Below are 21,924 nucleotides of genomic sequence, written 5' to 3' on the forward strand. Positions count from 1 at the left end.
GGGCACCAGTTTTTAGAATATAAAAAACTGCTTCTATAAATTTTCTAAGCTTAGCTGTGTCTTTTGTATGTAAGCCTTTTTGATTTGTAAGAAAACTTAAAATTGTTGACCAATTTGATTCTGATATATAATATTCCATATATGTTAAGTGTGTTATTTGTTTCGCAAAACTATTTAAATACACTTAACATCTTTATGCAAAAATTTTGTTCATGGAACCTATTTTAAACTAAGTTTATAGTTTCTATATAAAACAAATTATAAGGAAGATTTATAATGCTAAAGGAATTACATTTTATAACAAACCCTTTTATAGAGAAAATAGAAAATACTCAAGATTTAGAGATAAAAAAAGAAACTGTAAGGAAAATGCTAACTGAAATATATAAAAGTAAGAAAAAATGGTTTGATAGATCCTTTTTTAAAAAAAATATCCAAGATAACTCATTTAATACTCTAAGGCTTTACCTAAATAAAAATAATGAATATTGTTTAAGTATACAAGGATGGGGAGCTGGTTACATAACACCTATTCATAATCATGATACGTGGTCATCATCTATAACAATAGATGGAATAGAAATACAGAACTTATGTGGAACGATATCTAAGCCTTACCCTTATAAATATCAGCCTAAAAGTATTGAGCAAAAAACTTTTTACCCAGGAGATACAATCGAATTAAAGGGCTCAGAACTTCATCAAGTTCAAAACCGTACCAATCAAATGGCTATATCTGTAGTATTTTTTATGAAACATCCAAATACAACAAATAGGGTTGAAGTTAGCCCAAATGATTTTAGTGTTATTCCTTGGAAAATAAACTCAAATAAGCTATCAACTAATTAAAAATTTGAATCTTTAATCAGTTGGAGATATTTTTTTTAGATTTACTTAAAGATTTTTTTAAAGAAACTAGCCGTTTTTGAGAATGGGCAAGATGAATCTGAAGGTTCGGATGTTTCTTGAGAATCTTTAGATCCTTTAGAACTAACTTCCTGTTCTACAGAACTAGGCTCTTTTTTTTGATCCATCATATCTTTTAAAACAGTCTGTAAAATACCACCATTTTTTAGATAATCAACATCAACATCTGCATCTAAACGTGCTAAAGCTTCAAATGTTGTTGTATGAGCAGTCTTTGGATGTACAGCTTCAACAACAACTCTTTGACGAGGTTGGATATTGTTTAAGTTCTTAATATTAAACATTTCAGAACCATCTAACCCAAGAGTCTTAGCACTTTGACCATCGACATACTCAAGAGGTAACACTCCCATACCTACCAAGTTCGACCTATGAATTCTCTCATAGCTCTCAGCAATAACTGCTTTAACTCCTAATAAGAAAGTACCTTTAGCAGCCCAATCACGAGATGAACCTGTACCGTACTCTTTACCAGCTAAGATAACAAGAGGAACATCTTTTTCTTTATACTTCATAGCCGCATCAAATACATACTGTTGAGAACCATCGAAATGATACTTAGTAAAGCCACCTTCAACGTTATCTAAAAGTAGATTACGAATACGAATATTTGCAAAAGTACCTCTCATCATAACTTCATGGTTACCACGACGAGAACCATAAGAGTTGAAGTCTTTTTTCTCAACACCATGTGATTTTAAATATTGCCCTGCAGGGTACTCTTCAGGTATCGCACCAGCTGGTGAAATATGGTCTGTAGTTACAGAGTCACCTAACATTAAAAGAGTTCTTGCACCTTTAATATCTAAATTATCATTACCTTCAGCGAACTTCTCAAAGAAGCTAGGACACTGAATATATGTAGAAGACTTATCAAACTCATATAGTTTGCCTTCAGGAGCATCAAGTTTCTGCCAATCTTCTGTACCATCAAGTACTGTTGCATAAGCTTTTTCAAACATTGCAGAGTTAATCACATCTGACTGGATAGCTGCGATTTCTTCAGTAGTTGGCCATACATCAGCAAGATAAACATCGTTACCTTCAGCATCAACACCAATAGAGTCTTCAACAGGATCAAAATCAACAGTGCCAGCCAAAGCATAAGCTACAACATGAATTGGAGAGGCTAAGTAGTTAGCTTTAACATGAGGGTTAATACGTCCTTCAAAGTTACGGTTACCTGAACTTACAGAAGCTACAACTAGATCTGCTTCATTAATTGCATTAACAACAGGTTCATCAAGAGGTCCTGAGTTACCAATACATGTAGTACAACCATAACCTACAAGGTTAAATCCTAAATTCTCAAGTTCAGGAAGCAAGTTTGCTTTCTCAAGATACTGAGTAACAACTTGTGATCCCGGTGCTAAAGAAGTCTTAACAAAAGGTTTAACTTTCAAACCTTTTTCATTTGCTTTTTTAGCAAGTAAACCGGCACCTAAAAGTAGTGATGGGTTAGATGTATTTGTACATGATGTGATTGCAGCAATAGCAAGTGAACCATGAGTAATAGATTCACCAAGACCTTCAACTTCAGCAGATTTTTGGAGCTGCTCTTGTGTTAAACCAAAGCCGTGTAAACCTTGCTCATGAACTAATGCTTCTGCAAAAGCTTTTTTCATATCATGGAAAGCTACTCGATCTTGAGGTCGTTTAGGACCTGCTAAGTTAGACTCAACTTCATCAAGGTCAATTTCTACAATACTAGAATACTCTGGTTCTTCAGCTGGATTTTCTCTAAATAATAGCTGTTCTTTATACATTTCACGCGCAGCATCAACAAGTTCACTACGGTTAGTATTATTAAAGAAGTCTAGAGTCACTTCATCAACTGGGAAGAAACCAATAGTAGCACCATATTCTGGAGCCATATTAGCAATTGTTGCTCTATCAGGAAGAGATAAACTCTCTAAACCTTCACCATAATACTCTACAAACTTACCTACCACACCATGCTTTCTAAGTGCTTCAGTAATTTTTAGAACTAAGTCAGTTGCTGTTACACCAGTTTTTAATTTACCTGTAAGTTTTACACCTACAACATCTGGAAGTACCATATAGTATGGTTGGCCAAGCATTACAGCTTCAGCCTCAATACCACCAACACCCCAACCTACTACACCAACACCGTTGATCATAGTAGTATGAGAATCTGTACCAACTAAAGTATCTGGATAAATTACATTTTCACCATCAATATTTTTAACTAGTGCTCCTTTTGCAAGATACTCTAAGTTCACTTGGTGGATAATACCCATTCCAGGCGGTACAACTGTAAAGTCATCAAATGCTTTTTGCGCCCACTTAAGTAAGCTATATCTTTCACCGTTTCTTTCGAATTCTTTAGCTACGTTTTGTGCTAATGCTGTTTTTGTACCATAATAGTCTACTTGTACAGAATGGTCGATAACCATAGCTGTATCTACAAGAGGATTAATTTTATCAGCATCTCCGCCAGCATCTTTGATAGCTTTTCTCATTGCTGCTAAATCAACTACTGCTGGAACACCTGTAAAGTCTTGCATTACAACTCTTGCAGGCATATGTGGAATTTCAGGCCTAGAGCTAGCTTTCGCATCCCAATCTAGTACCTTATTCATATCTTCTTCTTTTACCTTGTAACCATCGATATTTCTTAATTGGTTTTCAAGTAATACTCTTATTGAATATGGTAGACGATTTACATCTTTACCAAGTTCTTGAGAAAGTTTTTTTAAGCTATATAGAGAATATTTATTTCCTTTATCTTCTATATTAAGCTTAGTGATATTTTTAATATCAGACATGCTATTAACCTCCGTAGATACCATATTTTTTTCGCATACGGGTATATTTTAACCTTTTAAAGCCTATTTGTATATAAAATAACGCCCGCTAGAACACCGCTTTTGAGTTAATCCTTACATAATTATTAAATTACTCTTTAAAAATCTTGATTATTATCAACTCTCAATATGTAGCTGAATCTTTTAAATTTTCGCAAAAATTCTAATGTAGAAGATATAGTTTTGATAACAATACTAAAAAGCTATTAGCACATTAAATACAAGAAATATGAGCCTCTTTAAGATTATCCTATTTATTTAGCTTAAACCCAGTTTTTCACTTGATCTTTTTTAACACACATAGCACCTAGAGCTATATTATTATTCGCTTGCATATCTGTAAGCTTATCGGCTGAAACAGACATTTTTTTAACTGAGAATGTTTTAGAATTTACAAGTAAAACCATAACTGCTTGACATCCATCCTTTTTATCACATGTCGCTTGAGGTAGTTTATCACCAAAACTTGGACTACCAATAGTAGATGGTATAACATACCCCTCTGGACAAGTTATTTTTACTTGTGAAGCAGACAGGTTCAAAGCTCCCAGCTCTGATGATCCATACTCTCCTAGTTTAAATCCCGCCTTTGCATAATCACCCGTGAAAGTAACACTCCTACTCGACTCTTTATTACCCCCACTACAGGCTACTAAACCAATTGCTACGACCATCACTAACAAACATTTTAATATTTTATTTTGCATACCTTTCCTTAGCCTTTGAATAAAGATAAATCTAACCTACCTTTTTTAAAAGGTGGACACCACAGATAGCTAGTTTCAATAATTTTAGAGAACTTAAATACTCCGTCAACTACACCATCACTACCACCAAGCATGTTTCTCATCTGTAGGTTAAAAGATCTGAATGAAGGAGCAAATGCTGCGAACATAAATCCACCATTTAAACTATCATCTGACCAAGGCATCGATTTTCTTAAGAGTAATGCTTCTGGCTCAAAATTCTCTTTTGCTGATCTTTTTACATGAGCAAAGTCTTTTAAATCCTTAAATTGGTGTGAATCATCTAGTGATCTACCTATACACTCTTCTTTCTGTGTTTGACTAACACTATTTAACCAATCAAAATCATGCAACCATTGCTGAAGTACCCAAAAGCTTGATCCTTCTAAATTATCATTAGTTGCTATAGCCGCTGGCACTTCCTCTTCACCTTTTGGATTTTCTATACCATCTTCAAAGCCCGAAAGATCATATTTATCATGATATGTATAACTTGAAACAACTTTCTCAAGATCAAAGTAATCACTAAGAGCTTTTCTGATATCTATAGCATTATGAAATAGTTCTCCTCTATCATCATTGCGTAGCCACAATACTAAGTCATAGCCATCATTATCTGACATTATTTCACTATTAAATCTAGCTCTTTGATAATCTTTATCCGTAGGTATATCAAACATCTTTAAAAGTTCATTGCCAAGTCCCGCTACAACACGCTTACCATCAACGAACCTTTGCAAAACTCTTAAGCCAAAACTTATATCCACATCTTTTTTAAGACTAAACATCATATATTTAGCCGATGAAGGTAAACTCTCTACAATTCCTAATTGATATTTTATTATTTGCATTCCAACTTTCTCTTATAAAATTATTACTAATAGTTATAATATAAACAATAAACATAAAACTCCACAAACAATGATAAAAAAACAACTTTCCTTATTTCTTATTGTCGGCATTCTAGCGTCTATCACAAACTTTATAATTGTATGGATACTTGTCGAATTAAATATTTTCAGACCTCTAGTAGCAAATTTTTTTGCTTTTTTAATTGCATTTAATGTTAGTTATTTTGGCCATAGATTTCTGACATTCTCAACGACTACACAGTCTCACAAAAAAGCAGCCTCGCAGTTCTTCATAAATGTTATGATTGGATTATGCTTAAATGAATTTATCTACTATGTATTGCTTCATCTACTAAAAATACAATATTTATTAGCTCTATTTATAACTATGGGGCTAGTTGCTGTTTATACATTTGTAGTAAGTAAGTTTCTGATCTTTAAGGCATAGTTGAATGTTTGAAATAAATAAACAAATAGCTATATACATACATTTTCCTTGGTGCGTGCGTAAATGTCCATATTGCGACTTTAATTCACATGCTATAAAAGATGATTTATATTTATCAGAGCAATACTATAAGCAGCTTATTGGAGATTTTGATAACCACCTGAACGACCTACAAGATCGAGAAATAGTTAGTATTTTTGTAGGTGGTGGGACACCATCTTTATTTAAACCTGAATATCTCAATAAAGTTCTAGAGCATATCAACAAAAACTCCCAACTTAGTAGTAACTGTGAAATAACTTTAGAGATGAATCCTGGAACAGTAGAAAGAGGTTCTATCTCAAGCTACCAAGATATTGGCATAAATAGAATATCTCTAGGCGTTCAAAGTTTCCAGGATGAAAAACTTAAGATTCTAGGCAGGATTCATAACACAGAAAATGTCTATAATACTATTGATGAAATAAAAAAATCTAAAATCTCAAATTTTAATATAGATATTATGCATGGTCTACCAAATCAAAGCTTTGATGATGGAATCTTTGACATTTCAAAAGCCATTACTATGCAACCTACTCATATCTCATGGTATCAACTTACTATTGAGCCAAACACTCTATTTGCAGCAAGACCTCCAAAATTGCCTAATGAAGAAACTTTAGAGAACATTGAAATAACAGGTAAAAAGCTTCTTGATGACGCAGGATATAAACAATATGAAATTTCTGCGTACGCAAAAAATAATCTGCAATCAAAACATAACTCCAACTATTGGATGTTTGGTGACTATATTGGTATTGGTGCAGGGGCTCATAGCAAAATTACGAACCTTAAAACACAAGAGATAAAAAGATCTTGGAAGCATAAACATCCAAAGATATACACACAGGCAAAAACCTTTGTAAAAGATTCTACTATCGTTACAAGGCATGATTTAATTTATGAATTTATGCTAAATACACTCAGACTAAAAAATGGCTTCTCTTTAGATACATTTGAAAAGCAAACATTTTTACCTAGAGAGACTATTAAAGAGCATTTAGAAGTTGGTATAAATAAAGGCTTACTTGAAACTACAGGTAATCACGTCAAACCAACACAGAAAGGATATTTATTTTTAAACGATTGTATTAATCTTTTTATTTAATCATCATATCTAACTTGAGAAACTTTGCCGCTTATAGCATCAATAACTACATTAACTTCTTGATTATTAGAGTCTAAACACTCTACTTTAAAAACTCCTCTAGAATTTTTAACTTCTGTAATTGTTTTACATCTATCTTTAGGTACAGCTTTTATTGCTTGGCTCATATTTATTTCTTTTACTTTAGATTTCTGAGCTGGTACAGCTCCTGTTGTTGGATCTATATATAAATTCTGCTCTTGGCCATCTTTATTAATGACTTTAGCCTTATAAACACCGTCATCATATTTTATTTTAAAAATTCCATCATATCCTTGAGAATATATATTGGCAACAATTTTACTTAAAGATACAGCATTTGAAGGAGGAACATCATCAGCAAAAGCAACAGATGATAATATAGCTACAGATAAAATAACTCCCGATATATTTAAAACTATTTTCTTCATATACAAACCTCTTATTTTGTCTTAATTCACTCTCGAGCCTAACATCTCAAATTTTAAAAATCAATTTCTTAGACTAAGAAATAATAAACTACTTTATTACATGCCATTCTTTAAAACCATATTTACATACTTATCAATTTGGTCTTTCAAAAATCTTACTATTTTTGTCCTATCTTTGAGATATTTTGAAACGATAATTGTTTGCCTATCATGAAAGGTCTTAACAGAAATACCTTTTATCTGTCTCATAGAAGATGATTCTGAGATTTCATCATAATTCTCAACTAAAACTCCTGCTGCTAAATTATTCTGTATTAGCTTTATTTTTTGACTATCATCTTCAACGATATATCTAATATTTTTAACTAGGAAATTAGAATCATTATCATCAAACTTAAAATTCAAACCTTGATCATTTATAGTATCTCTTCTAAAAGCAAAAGGAGTTTTTAGTATATTTTTTGGTTTGTTATCTAAATCATAGTGTTCAATTAGCTCTTCACTAGCATAAACTCTTGATGGTAAACTAGCAGAGTCAATATTTGCACAAATTATCCAACGATCTTGATCAATCTTATCTAAATCTCTAGAATTTATAATCGCAATATCATAATTATTTAGGTGATAAAAATAAGTATTTGACTGATATAGTAAATAACTATCAAAAGTAAAAGTATAGGTTTTGTTTTTATCAATTTCATGCAAATTTTGTAATAAATAATTTATAAAAACTCTAGTACCAAAAACTCTTATATAGCTTAATTTATCAACACCTCTATGTTTAGCACTTAGAATACTACTTTCTAAATCTGTATAAAGCCGATGACATGATGAATAATACTTCATTCCATCCATTGTTATATCTATTTTGTTACTACTTGCTTGTGTTAGCTTGACACCCAGAAAAGACTCTAATATCTCAAGCTTACTTCTAACAGTATTTATCTCTACAGAATAAAAATTTTTAACTGCAGTATATGATCCAAGCTCAACTAACGATATAAAATATCTAGTTCCCTCTATAATATTCCTATCAACAACTTCTCTAACAATATCTTTCATATAGTATCAATAAATTGTCCAGATTAATTTCAATATTAACAGAATAATATCTAATAAATATTATTTTTAATTTAAAACTCTTGAGAAAATCTTCAATTCCATAAGGTTTTAATAACATTAATTAAGACCTACATATGTAAACATTTAATACTCCTGGATATTTTTATATTGATTTATAAATTTTAATTAGTAAAATAAACAGACCTTTAAGTCTCCAATCTTTTGGTTTATTTTCTTCTTTTAATGAAACATTATTGTGATACAAAAATTTAAAAAAAGTATTATTTTTGGTGCTATATTATTGTGTTATGGATCAGGATATTCAAATTCTCAGAGCGTTATCTCTCAAGGAGGTCCCTTAGGCGCAACAAGCATTGGAGCTCAAAGCCTTAATAATAAATCAACGCCTAATGACGCAAAGAATACTAACTCTACGCCACAAAGTAATGGAAAAGCGAATGAAAAAGAACTCTTATTAAAATTACAGAAAGAAGTTCAACTCTTACAAGGACAATTAAAAGAAGTAAAAGCACAACAAAACCAAGAAAATCAGGCTCAAAACGTGTCAGGAGGCGACTCTCAATTTACCACATACAGCTCAAAAGTTGGTAACAACAATGACTCTAATAATATAGCTTCTTCAACAAATGAAAATAATTTAAACCCAACTTTAATTTCTGGACAAAGCGCTTCAGATATTATGGAAAATGTAAATGCAAGTAACTCTATCGTTAACCTTGAAAGTAAATCGTTAGGAGGGGTGTTTAACGAAAATGGTGCTATTGACGTTGGTGGAGCTCCAGCAATTACTACTCAAGGTCAGGTTACTTATCTAGGTTCATACTCTGGTAACAACAGCATCCCTATTGGACAGATCTCATCAAACCTTTTTGCATCAACGCTATTAGGTCAAAGAGACAAGTTTAGTGACTACTCTGTTTTCTTTGGTGGCTTTTTAGAGGCTGATGCTCAATCATGGTTCGGTAGTAGTAATATCTCTCCAAATATAGATCATAATGGACAAAACATTTATCTAAAAAATGCAAAACTATATTTCTTATCTAACCTTGGCCACTATGTAACCGCACAATTTGATTTTGATACAGATCAATCTGGATCTTTTAGCTTAGGAAATGCATTTGTAATTTTTGGAAACTTAGATACATCTCCTTTCTTTGTAACAGCAGGTAGAAATAAACTTTCTGTAGGTTCTTATGGTGGTGGCGGTCCTCTAACTGGAGGTATTACAGGAGCTTTCTTAGCTCCAGGAACAGTTACTAATGTTTCTGTAAACTATAAAAATGAATCATGGAACGCCAATATTGCTGCTTTTGGTGCTTCAGATAATAGAGCAGATTTTTCTGCTGGCTTATTTTATACTGACAGTTGGACAGACAACCTTATCGGTGCATTTAACCTTGGCTATGTTTATAATATTGCTGGTGCAGATAACTCACATATTGCAACCGCTCTTAAGAATTCTGGTCAGCAGCTTGATGATGTTGGTGCTGTTAATATCGATGCCAACTTAACATACGGACTATTTGGAGGTTTTCTTCAAGTAAGTAGTGGATGGGCTACAACAACTGACGCAGAGGAGTTTAATGGTGTTGGAAATGGAAATGTTATGGCAGGCGCGTGGTATGTTGGCTCTAACTACTCTTTAGTTCTAGGGGGTAGAAATACTAACTTTAACATGACATATGGGCAATCATATAATGCCGCAGCCATTCCGATGAGTATCGCAGCATCTCCTGTAGTTGGAGATGATTCTCCATCAGGAATAAAAGAGCAATGGATAATTTCAGCACAAAGATCTTATTTTGATAACAATGTTTTGTTTGGTCCTGAGTATGCATATCAAAAACTATATAACAGTAAGCATATGAACACATTTACTCTTGATATGTCGGTATATATATAAAACAAATACTAGAATAACCATCTAAACTATTCAGGTTGCCTTTCTTGTATACAAAATTAAAGTACTTAGAAATCAGGAAAAAACGATTTATATAAATAAGGAAGACTAGCATAGTTTTGATAATCAATTCCAAAATGATCATCATCAAACTCTTGATATTCATGCGAGATGCCTAACTCTTTTAACTTCCTATGTAAGATCCTAGCACCACAAATTAACTCATCCTTGATACCACATACTCCTTTTTTATCTAATAGAACATTCTTTAATAAATGCTGTCTATGCATATTAAATATATCCTTAATCTAAAATCATAAGCACTTGTTGCTACAAGTACTTGTACTTAAGTGCACTATAATTAATATAATCAACTATCGCCCATTAAAATATAAATTTATAGCAAATACTTCTATCATTGATAGAAACAAATAATTTTTATAAGCTTTGCTATTTTAAAGTCTAAAATTAAGGTTATTCAATCACAATATTTCAACATATTATTAATCTATTTGATGAAGCAATAACACTTTTAGTTCGATACAAGTCTAGAAGACTATGAACTCTAGCCTTTTCTCATCTTATAACTAATACTTTGTCAAAACTATTTAAACTATATTATCCAACTTATCTAAATAAGATAATTCTGCCATTATAAAGCTTGTATAAGACTACTATAGATATATTGAAACCTGTTAGAAATCATATTTGGTGCACTGAGTGGGACTTGAACCCACACGTCCTATGGACACCACCCCCTCAAGATGGCGTGTCTACCAATTCCACCACCAGTGCAAAAGATCAATTTCTGGAATTATTTTTTTGAAGTAGTTTCCTGCTTAGTTCCTGATGCTTTAGAAACTTCTTGCTGATACTGATCGTATTGACTAGCTATAGACTTTTCAGAGCTAGTAGCACTACCACTAGCAGCAACTGGTGAATTAGAACTTTTGCCTAAGTATCCTAAACTAAGGCAACATACAAAAAATAATGCTGTAAAAAACACTGTCATTTTAAATAAGAAAGAAGCTGCGCCCTTACTTCCAAAGACTGTATTTGAAGCTCCTCCACCAAAAGATACGCCCATATTAGCACCTTTACCTTGTTGTAATAAAACTAATACAACAATTGCAATAGCTGCGATAATATCTATAGTTAAAATTATTCCGTACATATTTTATTTGCTTGATTTATTATTTCGTTAAACTCAGAAGCTTTAAGAGATGCTCCACCGATTAAACCACCATCCACATCAGGTAAACTTAATATATCTTTAGCATTTCCAGCTTTTAGGCTACCACCATACACTATTTTCATATTTTTAGCAAGATTTTCATCTACTTTAGCTACTAATGAACGAATAAACTGGTGTGTTTCTTGAACTTGTTCTAAAGATGCTACAACACCTGTTCCTATAGCCCAAACAGGTTCATAAGCAATAACAACTCTTGCTAACTGTTCAGTAGAAAGCTTGCTTAATACTAGATCTAGCTGAGTAGCTAAAACTTTCTCTAATCTACCACCTTCTCTATCATCTAAAGACTCACCTATACATACAACAGGCACGACAGCTGTATCTATAACTTTTTCTAGCTTCTTGAAAACATCTTGATCTGTTTCACTAAATAAAGACCTTCTTTCAGAGTGACCTATTAACAAATAGTCACAGCCAATATCATGTAACATATCTGCTGAAAGCTCTCCTGTATAAGCACCATCATCATAAAAAGTAATATTCTGTAAACCTACGCCCACGTTTTGCGGTAGTTGAGAAATTACTTCCTTAACATATACACTTGATGGAAAGACAGCTACATTAACTTTTGAGCTATCATAGTTTGCTTGAGAGATACCACTGCAAAGTTCTTTTATGCTTGCAGAGTTACCATTCATTTTCCAGTTTCCCATAATTAATTTTTGCATATCTACACCAACTTTTGTTTTACTTGTTCTACTAAATATTCTGCTTCTTTTAAAGCTAAAGCCTGATCATCAGCTTCAACCATAACTCTTAATACTGGCTCAGTTCCAGAAGGTCTCAACAAGACTCTACCTCGACTGGCTAATCTTTGCTCTACCTCTATAACATCTTTAACTATTTTCTCTAAATCTTGTGAAGAAACCTTTCTTGTTAAAGGTACATTAATCAAGGTTTGTTGCATCAGCTCACCTTGTAACTTAAACTTAGAAACAGGCTTATCTGCTTGAGAGAAAATTGCTAACAACTGTATAGCCGTAAATAGCCCATCACCTGTTGTACCAAAATTTAGGTTAATCACATGACCTGATGATTCACCACCGATCTTATAACCATACTTTTTTAGATCCTCAAGGACATATCTATCACCAACTTTAGAACGTATAAATGGGATGTTGTTAGCTTTATAATGATTTTCGTAACCCATATTTGTCATCTGTGTACCAACGATTCCAGCTGTTCCTCCACAGATATCACTATATTGCGCAAGGATATTTAAAATCCCATCACCGTCAATCTCTTGTGCATCTTCATCAACTATAATTATTCTATCTGCATCTCCATCTAAAGAAATACCTAAATCAGCATTGTGCTCTTTTACAGCCTTCTTGATATTATCTATACAAGTAGCGCCACAATCAACGTTGATATTTACACCATCTGGGTTAGATGCGATTGAAACATAATCAACGCCAAATTTATCAAGTAATGCTTCAAATTTATGTGATGCTGCACCATGGGCACAATCAATAACAACTTTACCCTTATAGTTTACTAAATTTCCAAAACGCTGATGCATCTCAGATATATATTCATCAATAGAGCTTTCTAAAACCTTATAGTTACCAAACTTATATTCAGGTTGATAAATAAAGTTACTATCTATTTTAGCTTCAACTTCCTCTTCTAAGGCATCGTCAAGCTTAAAGCCATCCGATGAAAATAACTTAACACCATTATCAGTAAATTTATTATGTGATGCTGTAATTACAAACCCAGCAGAAGCCTTATGCTTGACAGTTATAAATGCTACAACCGGTGTTGGCACAATTCCTAAATCTATCACATCAATCCCAGCAGCATTTAGACCTGAAACCAAAGCAAATTTAAGAAGTCTACCAGAGCTACGCGTATCTTGACCTATAACTACAAATTTAGGATAGTCTTTATCATTAATTAAAGAGCCAACAGCATTACCTAGTTTTTGCATAAATTCAGCTGTGATGGTTGAGTTACCAACCTCACCTCTAATTCCATCTGTACCAAAATACTTTGCCATATAGCTTACCTCTTAAAATTTTAATAATGCAGATACATTATAACCTTCTAGAGCCTCTCTGCCACCTAAACCATCAAGTTCCATGACAAAAATAAGAGATACAACTTCAGCTTGTGTTTTTTCTATAAGTTTAGTTGTCGCTTTTGCTGTGCCCCCAGTAGCTAATAAATCATCAACAACTAGAACTTTATCTCCAGCTGCAAATGCATCTTTATGCACTTCTAGACTATCACTGCCATACTCTAAATCATAACTTATTTTATAAGTTTCTCTAGGAAGCTTACCAGGTTTTCTTACGGGAACAAATCCCAAGCCTAAAACTTCAGCTAGTGCTACTCCAAAAATAAACCCTCTACTTTCCGTTCCTGCTATAGCTGTTGGCTTAATGTCATTTTTTTTCAACTCTTCAGCCATAGCTTGAGCAGTAGTTTTCAAACCATTAGGGTCTGCTAGTAAAGGAGTAATATCTCTAAATATAATACCTGGCTTAGGAAAATCAGGCACAGCAACAATCTTATCTCTTATAAAATCTAAACTCATGGAAAAATACCTTTTAGAAAAAAATTAAAAAAATGAAAAATTAAACTTGAAGAAGAATTCTATTTGGATCTTCTAACAATTCTTTGATCATTTTCAAGAATCTTACAGAAGTGCCTCCATCAATAATTCTATGATCATAAGATAATGCTAGGTACATGATTGGACGAATCTTGATTTCGCCATTTACAACCATTGGGCGCTCAACAATATTATGCATACCTAAAATAGCACTTTGCGGTGAGTTTATAATAGGAGTAGATAACATAGAACCATATGTACCACCATTTGTAATAGTAAACGTACCACCTTGCATATCTTCTAAGCCTAACTTACCATCGCGACCTTTGATTGCTTTATCAAGTACGTCATTTTCTAGCTCTGCTAAAGATTTATTATCTGTATCTCTTAAAACAGGAACTACTAATCCTCTATCTGTACCAACAGCAATACCAATATCAAAATAGTTATGATAAACAATTTCATCACCGTCAATAGAAGCGTTAACATCTGGGAACTTCTTGAGAGCCTCTGTTGCAGCTTTGATGAAGAAAGACATAAAACCAAGCTTAGTATCATGCTCTTTGATGAACATATCTTTATATTTCTTTCTAAGCTCCATAACTGCTGTCATATCTACTTCATTAAAAGTAGTTAAGATAGCATTTGTATGTTGTACTTGTACCAATCTATTTGCGATAGTTTGACGTAAACGAGTCATCTTAACTCGTTTTTCAAATCTAGGACCTTGCTGTGCAACCGGAGCTGGTTGTCCACTATTACTTGAAGCTGTTGTGGCTTTCTTAACATCCTCAGATGTAATACGACCTTTCTTACCTGTACCTTGTATATCTGCAGCAGAGTCTAGACCACTAGCATTAAATGCTTTGCGTGCAGAAGGTACTAAATGTGGATCATTATCACCTGAAGCTGCTGCTTGCTGTTCACTAGACTCAGCTACTTTAGATGGTGCTGCTACAGCACCTTCAGCGATCTTCGCAATCAACTCTGCTGAAAGAACAGTTTCTCCTGCTGGCTTTAATATTTTAACTAAAGTTCCATTTGATGTGGCTGGAACTTCTAATACAACTTTATCCGTTTCTATTTCTGCTATGATATCGCCTTCTGAAACAGCATCACCTTCATTTTTATGCCATTCAGAAATTGTGCCATCCGCTACTGATTCAGGGAAAACTGGAGCTTTAACATCTAGCTCAGTACCTGTTGCAGCTTGTTGTGGTGCTTCTGTTTGAGGAGCACTTTCTTTAGAGCTTTCTTGTGATGAAGAAGCATCTGTATCAATACTAGCCAAAGCTTCTTCAGAAAGAACGATATCACCCTCGTTTTTCTTAATACCTTTTAACACACCACTAGCAGTTGCAGGAACTTCTAATACAACTTTGTCTGTTTCTATTTCTGCTAAAATATCACCTTCTTCTACAAAGTCACCTTCCTTCTTATTCCACTGAGCTAATGTGCCATCTGCTACTGACTCAGGAAACATAGGTACTTTTAATTCAATCATTTCTTACTCCTAGTAATAATTTATTTTATATTTCTAAAGCTCTATTTATAATCTCTTCTTGTTGTTTAACGTAAAGAGCATGATAACCAACTGCAGGCGCTGAAGATCTATGTCTTGCAACACATCTTAACCTTTGGTCATCATGAACTAATTTCTCTACAAAATGTCTTATATGATACCAAGCACCTTTATTTTGTGGTTCTTCCTGTAACCATATTATATCTTTGGCTTTGCTATATTTATTGAAAATTTGTGCAAGCTCCTCATGTGCAATAGGATAAAGCTCTTCTATTCTTACAACTGCAATATCTTCATACTTATCTTGTTTTTTAGCCATAAGATCATAATAGACTTTACCATTACATAATATTAGTTTCTTAACCTTATCTTCTTTAGCGTTTACATCATCGATTATTGGCTCAAATTTACCACTAGAAAGCTCATCTAAAGATGAAACTGCCATAGGGTTTCTTAATAAACTCTTAGGAGTCATTACTATCAAAGGCTTTCTAAGAGGTCTGATAACTTGACGTCTTAATAAATGATAAATCTGTGCGGGAGTTGTTGGTGTACAAACTTGCATATTTTTATTCGCACAAGAGCTTAAAAACCTCTCTAGTCTTGCAGATGAATGCTCCGCTCCTGCACCTTCTTGCCCATGAGGTAAGAATAATGTTAATCCTGACAAGATTCCCCATTTTTCTTCTGCTGCAACAAGGAATTGATCTATTACAACCTGAGCGGTATTTACGAAGTCACCAAATTGCGCTTCCCAAATCACTAAAGAATCTGGACTATAACAGCTATAACCATATTCAAAACCTAAAACGCCATATTCAGAAAGTGTCGAATCTATTATATCAAACCTAGCTTTTTCATTAATATGCTCCAAAGGAACATATTCTTTTAATGCTGATTTAGTATCCATATTCTTAACTACAGCATGACGATGTGAGAAAGTTCCTCTACCACTATCTTCACCAGAAATCCTCACAGGATATCCCTGATCAAGAATTGTTGCATAAGCTAAAGATTCTGCAAAGCCCCAATTCAAAGGAAGCTCTTCATTTGCCATTTTAACTCTATCTGCAATGGCCTTTTTAACTTGCATTTGAGCTTTGACTTCCTCAGGAATATTACTCATTTTAAGTGCAAGTTCTTTGAGAGTTTGTTTAGCTATAGGTTTATAATTATATTCAGTCTCTTGTTTACCTACATAAGGTAACCAATCACAAACTTTTAACTTATCTTTGATAGCACTTCTATCAAGAATATCAACAGTAACTCTACCTTCATCTAATTTGCTACGATATCCTGAAGTTAGTCTAGCAATAAAATCACTATCTACAGAACCCTCTTTAACAAGCTTTTCGCTATACTGTTTCAAAGTCGTTGGAAGCTTTTTAATAACTTCATACATTGCTGGCTGAGTCCCTGAAGGCTCATCAGTTTCATTATGACCGTTTCTACGGTAACAAATTAGATCAATAACAACATCTTTATTGAACTTCATACGATATTCTAGTGCAATATCAGCAACTCTAACAACAGCTTCTGGATCATCACCATTAACGTGGAAAATAGGTGCATCTACCATTTTAGCAATATCTGTAGAGTAGTTACTACTTCTATTAATACCAAACTTACTACTTGTCGTGAAACCTACTTGGTTATTAACAACAAGATGTACGGTACCACCTGTCCCATAGGCCTCAGTTAATGAGAAACCAAATGTTTCCATTACAATACCTTGGCCACAAAAAGCAGAATCACCATGAATCAATATAGGTAGAACTTTATTATGTACATTTCCTTCAAGCTTATCTTGGATAGCTTTAGCAGCACCTTCTACAACAGGATCAACAACCTCAAGGTGAGACGGATTAAATGCTAAAGCGATCTTTGCCTCTTTACCATCTATACTTCTGTAGTTAGAATATCCCATATGATATTTTACATCACCAGATAGAGTTTTCTCGCTTTGCTTACCTTCAAATTCTTCAAATAGCTCTTTAGGGTTTTTACCCAAAATATTTACAAGCACATTTAGACGACCTCTATGAGCCATACCTAATTGCACAAAACGTGTTTCATGCTTAGCAACTGATTTTTCTATAATATGCTGTAATGATGGGATAAGAGATTCTCCACCTTCTAAGCCAAATCTTTTTTGTCCAACATACCTAAGAGCAAGATATTTTTCTAATCCCTCTGCTGCAACTAGCTGCTGTAAGATCCATTTTTTCTCATCGTTATTAGCTGGAGCTGAGTTCTCTATTTTATTTTGTAACCAAAGCTTTTCTTCTTTATTACCAATATATCTGTATTCGTAACCAACATTTGACTCATAAATAGCTTTTGCTTTCTCAATGATCTGTTTTAAAGGCATTGACTTATTGTTAGTAAAGTCTCCCAGATTTACTTGTTCTGACAAATCACTATCAGATAAATCATGAGCAGATAATTCAAGTCCCGAATCTCTATCAAACTTTGTAAGACCTAATGGGTCAATATTAGCTGATTTATAACCATGTGAACGATATGACTTAACTAAAGATTTTGCTTTTAAAGTCACATCATTTTCACCCACAACAATAGTACTGCCCGTCTTATGCTTAGCTAAATTTTTAAACTCATCAACTAAATCTCTATGAACAGTATCTGTTGCTGTAGCTACAGAATCAAAAAAGGACAACCACTTAGGATCTATCCCATCATAGTTGCCCGAAATATAATCATCATATATTGATTCAAGATATTCTAGATTACCACCAAAGAACTGTGTGGTATCTAGCCATTGACTAAATTCTGATTGTTTTTTTTCCATATAAATACCTAAATACAGGTTTTAATTTTTTACACATTCTTTTTTAATAATGCAGATCTTATTTTACCAATAGCTTCTGTTGGGTTTAAACCTTTTGGACAAACTGAAACACAATTCATAATAGTTCTACATCTAAATAGACTAAACGGATCTTTTAAATCATCAAGTCTTTCTTCAGTAGCTGTATCTCGAGAGTCTGCTATAAATCTATAAGCCTGCAATAATCCAGATGGACCTATGAACTTATCTGGGTTCCACCAGAAAGATGGACAAGATGTAGTACAACAAGCACATAAAATACACTCATATAAGCCATCTAATTTAGCTCTATCTTCAGGGGATTGTAGCCTTTCCTTAACAGGTGGCTCATCATCATTTATTAGATAAGGTTTAACTTTTTCATAGTTCTTATAAAATTGCTTCATATCAACGATCAAGTCTCTAACAACTGGTAGACCAGGTAGAGGATTTACTTTGATAGGCTGTCTTAACTCACCAATAGAAGTAATACACGCTAAACGGTTTTTACCGTTGATGTTCATACCATCAGAACCACAAACACCTTCACGGCAAGATCTTCTCATTGCTAAAGTAGGATCCTGCTCTTTGATTAGCTCAAGAGCTGTTAAAACTTTAACACCTTCATTTTCTACTGAAACAGTATACTCATCGTAATAAGGTTTTTTGTCAACTTCTGGATTATATCTATAAATTTTAAATCTTACGTCCATTATATTAAATCCTTGTAAATTAGTACTTACGTTCTGCTGGTTGGAAAGCTTTAACTTTAGTTGGAGACATATTCACACCACGCGAAGATGTTTTATCATCATCCAAGAAGTATAATGTATGCTTCATCCAATTCTCATCATCTCTATCAGGGAAGTCCACTCTTGAGTGCGCTCCTCTTGACTCTGTTCTTTCCAGAGCAAGTTTTGCTGTAGCCACTGCTGTTAACATTAGATTATCAAGCTCTAGAGCTTCGATTCTCATCATGTTAAATACTCTTGAGTTATCCTCTAAGACAGCATTTTCTAATCTATCTCTTAGAGCGTATAGCTTATCCAAACCTTCTTTCATTGTACTTTCTTGTCTAAATACCGAGAAGTATTGTTGCATTACTTGCTGAAGCTCTTTTCTAAGTTCAGAGATTTTTTCTTTACAACCTCTTTCTTCAGAAGAATCCCATTTCTTAATTCTAGCTGTTGCTTTTTCAACATTTTCTTGAGAAGTTTCTTTTAGTGACATACCTTCTTTTAAGCTTTGCTCAGCATGCATACCAGCTGCTCTACCAAACACGACCAAATCAAGTAAAGAGTTACTTCCTAATCTATTAGCACCATGAACAGATACTGAAGCACATTCACCAACTGCATACAACCCACCAATAACTTTATCTTTACCATTCTCTTGAGTGATAACTTGACCATGCTTATTAGTAGGAATACCACCCATTTGATAGTGACATGTTGGCACAACTGGAATTGGTTTTTCAACAGGATCAACGCCAGCAAATGTTCTAGCAAGCTCTCTAACAGTAGGTAATCTTTCATCAATTACATCTTCACCAAGATGTGTTAAATCTAACCATACGCAGTTTGAACCACTAAATGTATCGCCACGACCTTCCATAATTTCTTGCTGAGAAGCTCTTGATACAACATCACGACAAGCAAGATCTTTGGCATTAGGAGCATAACGCTCCATAAATCTTTCGCCATCTTTATTACGTAGGATACCACCTTCACCACGGCAACCTTCCGTAACTAAAACACCCGCACCAGCAATACCTGTCGGGTGGAACTGCCAAAACTCCATATCTTGAAGAGGAATATCAGCCCTTAAAGCTAGGCCCATACCATCACCAGTATTGATATAAGCATTTGTACTAGACTCATATATACGTCCAGCACCACCAGTTGCTAGTATAGTTAGTTTTGACTTTAAGAACACTGTTTCACCAGTTTCTATACATAATGCAATAACACCTGATACACTGCCATCATCTGCTTTAACTAAATCAACAGCAAACCACTCTGTATAAAAGTTAGTTTTATGTGCTAAGTTACCTTGATAAAGCGTATGTAATAACGCATGTCCAGTTCTATCAGAAGCAGCGCACGTTCTTTTTGCCTGATTACCAGGATCAAAGTTTCTTGACATACCACCAAAAGCACGTTGATATATCTTGCCATCTTCTAAACGTGAAAAAGGCATGCCCATATGCTCTAACTCAATAATAGATTGTGGCGCATGTTCACACATATACTCAATAGCATCCTGATCCCCAATATAATCAGAGCCTTTCACTGTATCGTACATGTGCCACTTCCAATCATCAGAAGGAAGGTCATCATCAAATTTAATATTTCCTAATGCCGCCGCAATACCACCTTGAGCTGCAACAGTATGTGATCTTGTAGGAAAAACTTTAGAAACAACAGCAGTTTTAAACCCAGACTGGGATAATTGAAACGCTGCCCTTAGGCCTGCTCCACCAGCGCCAATAACAATAGCATCAAATTCTTGTGTAGCTATACTCATAAAAACAACCTCTTAATAGAAAAATAAAATTGTAAATAACCAAAAAAAGCAGAATACATAAACCAAAACAAAACTCAGCATAACAAGAGCTGAAGCCCATGCACACTTAATGTAGTCACCACAAATAATCCATATACCTACCCAAGCATGGAAAAACATTGCCAGATAAGCAATAAGCGTAGCAATTCTAAAAAATATCCCATCGGTAAATAGACCTCTCCAAGAATCATAGTTTAGATTGCCTGAATGAGATAAGCATAATGCTTCGATTAAGAGATACGCAAAATAAACAGCTATTATTACAGCAGTAACTCGTTGGACGAAAAAGTCCTTAATACCTGAAGAAGTTAAAGAAATTACAGCCATAAGTAGCACCCCCAAAAAATAGCTGATAAAACACCTAGAACAATTACAATTAAAGATGTGATCTTAGCAACTGTCATACTTTCACCAAAACCCATATCCATGATCATATGTCTAATGCCAGCATATACATGATAAGTTATTGCAGATAAGAACAACCAAAAAAATATACTAACCCAACTCTTAGTTAATACAGCAACTGTATCTTCATATCCTGTAGGCCCTGCAAGAGAATAATTCATTCCAACAACCGCTAAAGGTATAGCAATAAGTAGAATCACCCCTGATACACGATGCAATATAGAACTTATTGCAGTAACAGGGAATTTGTACGACTTTATCGACATTAAGTCAATATTGGTAATTTTTTTCACGCTCGATGTCCCTCCGAAGCAATTTTATAATATAAAAATAGATTAGACTTAGACCAATGTTATACAACAATCTAATAATATATTTTTGTAGAATCAAATTCAAACTTTTAAGTAAAGT

At 33.8% G+C, this 21,924-nt stretch carries 20 protein-coding genes, 1 tRNA gene and 1 pseudogene; 4 read left to right on the forward strand and 18 right to left on the reverse strand.

Annotated features, from left to right (window positions below):
- Nucleotides 1-139 (reverse strand): annotated as a pseudogene (locus F3D62_RS12930) (IS5/IS1182 family transposase); the annotation flags it as partial.
- Between the two features lie 137 nt (nt 140-276).
- Here F3D62_RS12930 and F3D62_RS06750 point away from each other — a divergent pair.
- Nucleotides 277-849, forward strand: a complete 573-nt coding sequence (locus F3D62_RS06750) for a hypothetical protein (RefSeq protein WP_150467492.1) — start codon at nt 277-279, stop codon at nt 847-849.
- A gap of 41 nt (nt 850-890) precedes the next feature.
- Here F3D62_RS06750 and acnA read toward each other — a convergent pair whose 3' ends face one another.
- The 3 genes from acnA to F3D62_RS06765 form a co-directional block, all read right to left on the reverse strand.
- Nucleotides 891-3,716, reverse strand: a complete 2,826-nt coding sequence (gene acnA / locus F3D62_RS06755) for an aconitate hydratase AcnA (RefSeq protein ID WP_150467493.1) — start codon at nt 3,714-3,716, stop codon at nt 891-893.
- 302 nt (nt 3,717-4,018) lie between these two features.
- Entirely contained in the window at nt 4,019-4,462 is a 444-nt protein-coding gene (locus tag F3D62_RS06760) for a hypothetical protein (protein WP_150467494.1), read from the reverse strand.
- Between the two features lie 8 nt (nt 4,463-4,470).
- A complete protein-coding gene (locus F3D62_RS06765; RefSeq protein WP_150467495.1) occupies nt 4,471-5,352 on the reverse strand; it encodes a Dyp-type peroxidase in 882 nt (293 codons plus the stop codon).
- Nucleotides 5,353-5,422: 70 nt separating this feature from the next.
- Between F3D62_RS06765 and F3D62_RS06770 the strand changes: the two genes are divergently transcribed.
- Entirely contained in the window at nt 5,423-5,800 is a 378-nt protein-coding gene (locus F3D62_RS06770) for a GtrA family protein (RefSeq protein WP_150467496.1), read from the forward strand.
- 4 nt (nt 5,801-5,804) lie between these two features.
- The gene (gene hemW / locus F3D62_RS06775; protein WP_150467497.1) at nt 5,805-6,947 is read left to right on the forward strand and encodes a radical SAM family heme chaperone HemW; all 1,143 of its coding nucleotides are present in this window, start codon (nt 5,805-5,807) and stop codon (nt 6,945-6,947) included.
- On the opposite strand, the gene F3D62_RS06780 is transcribed toward hemW, so the two are convergent.
- A complete protein-coding gene (locus F3D62_RS06780; RefSeq protein WP_150467498.1) occupies nt 6,944-7,396 on the reverse strand; it encodes a PepSY domain-containing protein in 453 nt (150 codons plus the stop codon). The genes hemW and F3D62_RS06780 overlap by 4 nt on opposite strands.
- Before the next feature lie 96 nt (nt 7,397-7,492).
- The gene (locus F3D62_RS06785; RefSeq protein WP_150467499.1) at nt 7,493-8,458 is read right to left on the reverse strand and encodes a LysR family transcriptional regulator; all 966 of its coding nucleotides are present in this window, start codon (nt 8,456-8,458) and stop codon (nt 7,493-7,495) included.
- A gap of 256 nt (nt 8,459-8,714) precedes the next feature.
- Here F3D62_RS06785 and F3D62_RS06790 point away from each other — a divergent pair, with 256 nt between their 5' ends.
- Nucleotides 8,715-10,382, forward strand: a complete 1,668-nt coding sequence (locus F3D62_RS06790) for a DUF3573 domain-containing protein (protein WP_150467500.1) — start codon at nt 8,715-8,717, stop codon at nt 10,380-10,382.
- A 65-nt stretch (nt 10,383-10,447) separates the two neighbouring features.
- Here the strand turns inward: F3D62_RS06790 and F3D62_RS06795 are convergent, their stop codons facing one another.
- The 12 genes from F3D62_RS06795 to sdhC form a co-directional block, all read right to left on the reverse strand.
- Entirely contained in the window at nt 10,448-10,669 is a 222-nt protein-coding gene (locus F3D62_RS06795) for a hypothetical protein (protein ID WP_150467501.1), read from the reverse strand.
- Nucleotides 10,670-11,088: 419 nt separating this feature from the next.
- A tRNA-Leu gene (locus F3D62_RS06800) sits at nt 11,089-11,174 on the reverse strand.
- Nucleotides 11,175-11,193: 19 nt separating this feature from the next.
- Nucleotides 11,194-11,553: a preprotein translocase subunit SecG gene (gene secG, locus F3D62_RS06805; RefSeq protein WP_150467502.1), complete on the reverse strand. Its 360-nt coding sequence runs from the start codon at nt 11,551-11,553 to the stop codon at nt 11,194-11,196.
- The gene (gene tpiA, locus F3D62_RS06810) at nt 11,541-12,302 is read right to left on the reverse strand and encodes a triose-phosphate isomerase (protein WP_150467503.1); all 762 of its coding nucleotides are present in this window, start codon (nt 12,300-12,302) and stop codon (nt 11,541-11,543) included. The genes secG and tpiA overlap by 13 nt, the downstream gene beginning before the upstream one ends.
- Nucleotides 12,303-12,304: 2 nt before the next feature.
- Nucleotides 12,305-13,636 carry a phosphoglucosamine mutase gene (gene glmM, locus F3D62_RS06815; RefSeq protein ID WP_150467504.1) on the reverse strand — a complete coding sequence of 444 codons (1,332 nt, stop codon included), beginning with the start codon at nt 13,634-13,636 and terminating at the stop codon, nt 12,305-12,307.
- A gap of 12 nt (nt 13,637-13,648) precedes the next feature.
- Nucleotides 13,649-14,176, reverse strand: a complete 528-nt coding sequence (locus tag F3D62_RS06820; protein ID WP_150467505.1) for an adenine phosphoribosyltransferase — start codon at nt 14,174-14,176, stop codon at nt 13,649-13,651.
- Between the two features lie 40 nt (nt 14,177-14,216).
- Nucleotides 14,217-15,698, reverse strand: coding sequence for a 2-oxoglutarate dehydrogenase complex dihydrolipoyllysine-residue succinyltransferase (gene odhB, locus F3D62_RS06825; RefSeq protein WP_150467506.1), 1,482 nt, complete (start codon nt 15,696-15,698; stop codon nt 14,217-14,219).
- A gap of 25 nt (nt 15,699-15,723) precedes the next feature.
- The gene (locus F3D62_RS06830) at nt 15,724-18,525 is read right to left on the reverse strand and encodes a 2-oxoglutarate dehydrogenase E1 component (protein ID WP_150467507.1); all 2,802 of its coding nucleotides are present in this window, start codon (nt 18,523-18,525) and stop codon (nt 15,724-15,726) included.
- Nucleotides 18,526-18,554: 29 nt separating this feature from the next.
- Complete coding sequence (locus tag F3D62_RS06835; protein ID WP_072713328.1) at nt 18,555-19,256, reverse strand: succinate dehydrogenase iron-sulfur subunit; 702 nt, start codon at nt 19,254-19,256, stop codon at nt 18,555-18,557.
- Between the two features lie 19 nt (nt 19,257-19,275).
- Nucleotides 19,276-21,069 carry a succinate dehydrogenase flavoprotein subunit gene (sdhA, locus tag F3D62_RS06840; RefSeq protein ID WP_150467508.1) on the reverse strand — a complete coding sequence of 598 codons (1,794 nt, stop codon included), beginning with the start codon at nt 21,067-21,069 and terminating at the stop codon, nt 19,276-19,278.
- Between the two features lie 12 nt (nt 21,070-21,081).
- Nucleotides 21,082-21,450 carry a succinate dehydrogenase, hydrophobic membrane anchor protein gene (sdhD, locus tag F3D62_RS06845; RefSeq protein ID WP_150467509.1) on the reverse strand — a complete coding sequence of 123 codons (369 nt, stop codon included), beginning with the start codon at nt 21,448-21,450 and terminating at the stop codon, nt 21,082-21,084.
- Nucleotides 21,426-21,806, reverse strand: a complete 381-nt coding sequence (gene sdhC, locus F3D62_RS06850; RefSeq protein ID WP_150467510.1) for a succinate dehydrogenase, cytochrome b556 subunit — start codon at nt 21,804-21,806, stop codon at nt 21,426-21,428. The genes sdhD and sdhC overlap by 25 nt, the downstream gene beginning before the upstream one ends.
- Nucleotides 21,807-21,924 lie beyond the last annotated feature (118 nt).

The organism is Francisella sp. SYW-9 (assembly GCF_008711465.1).
In the GTDB taxonomy this organism is placed as follows: domain Bacteria; phylum Pseudomonadota; class Gammaproteobacteria; order Francisellales; family Francisellaceae; genus Francisella.

Coding starts and splice junctions, on each gene's coding strand:
- sdhA (WP_150467508.1), bottom strand. CDS start 21,069: ATGAGTATAGCTACACAAGAATTTGATGCTATTGTTATTGGCGCTGGT.
- acnA (WP_150467493.1), bottom strand. CDS start 3,716: ATGTCTGATATTAAAAATATCACTAAGCTTAATATAGAAGATAAAGGA.
- glmM (WP_150467504.1), bottom strand. CDS start 13,636: ATGGCAAAGTATTTTGGTACAGATGGAATTAGAGGTGAGGTTGGTAAC.
- odhB (WP_150467506.1), bottom strand. CDS start 15,698: ATGATTGAATTAAAAGTACCTATGTTTCCTGAGTCAGTAGCAGATGGC.
- hemW (WP_150467497.1), top strand. CDS start 5,805: ATGTTTGAAATAAATAAACAAATAGCTATATACATACATTTTCCTTGG.
- F3D62_RS06770 (WP_150467496.1), top strand. CDS start 5,423: ATGATAAAAAAACAACTTTCCTTATTTCTTATTGTCGGCATTCTAGCG.
- F3D62_RS06785 (WP_150467499.1), bottom strand. CDS start 8,458: ATGAAAGATATTGTTAGAGAAGTTGTTGATAGGAATATTATAGAGGGA.
- F3D62_RS06835 (WP_072713328.1), bottom strand. CDS start 19,256: ATGGACGTAAGATTTAAAATTTATAGATATAATCCAGAAGTTGACAAA.
- secG (WP_150467502.1), bottom strand. CDS start 11,553: ATGTACGGAATAATTTTAACTATAGATATTATCGCAGCTATTGCAATT.
- F3D62_RS06830 (WP_150467507.1), bottom strand. CDS start 18,525: ATGGAAAAAAAACAATCAGAATTTAGTCAATGGCTAGATACCACACAG.
- F3D62_RS06780 (WP_150467498.1), bottom strand. CDS start 7,396: ATGAAGAAAATAGTTTTAAATATATCGGGAGTTATTTTATCTGTAGCT.
- F3D62_RS06795 (WP_150467501.1), bottom strand. CDS start 10,669: ATGCATAGACAGCATTTATTAAAGAATGTTCTATTAGATAAAAAAGGA.
- F3D62_RS06760 (WP_150467494.1), bottom strand. CDS start 4,462: ATGCAAAATAAAATATTAAAATGTTTGTTAGTGATGGTCGTAGCAATT.
- tpiA (WP_150467503.1), bottom strand. CDS start 12,302: ATGCAAAAATTAATTATGGGAAACTGGAAAATGAATGGTAACTCTGCA.
- F3D62_RS06750 (WP_150467492.1), top strand. CDS start 277: ATGCTAAAGGAATTACATTTTATAACAAACCCTTTTATAGAGAAAATA.
- F3D62_RS06820 (WP_150467505.1), bottom strand. CDS start 14,176: ATGAGTTTAGATTTTATAAGAGATAAGATTGTTGCTGTGCCTGATTTT.
- F3D62_RS06765 (WP_150467495.1), bottom strand. CDS start 5,352: ATGCAAATAATAAAATATCAATTAGGAATTGTAGAGAGTTTACCTTCA.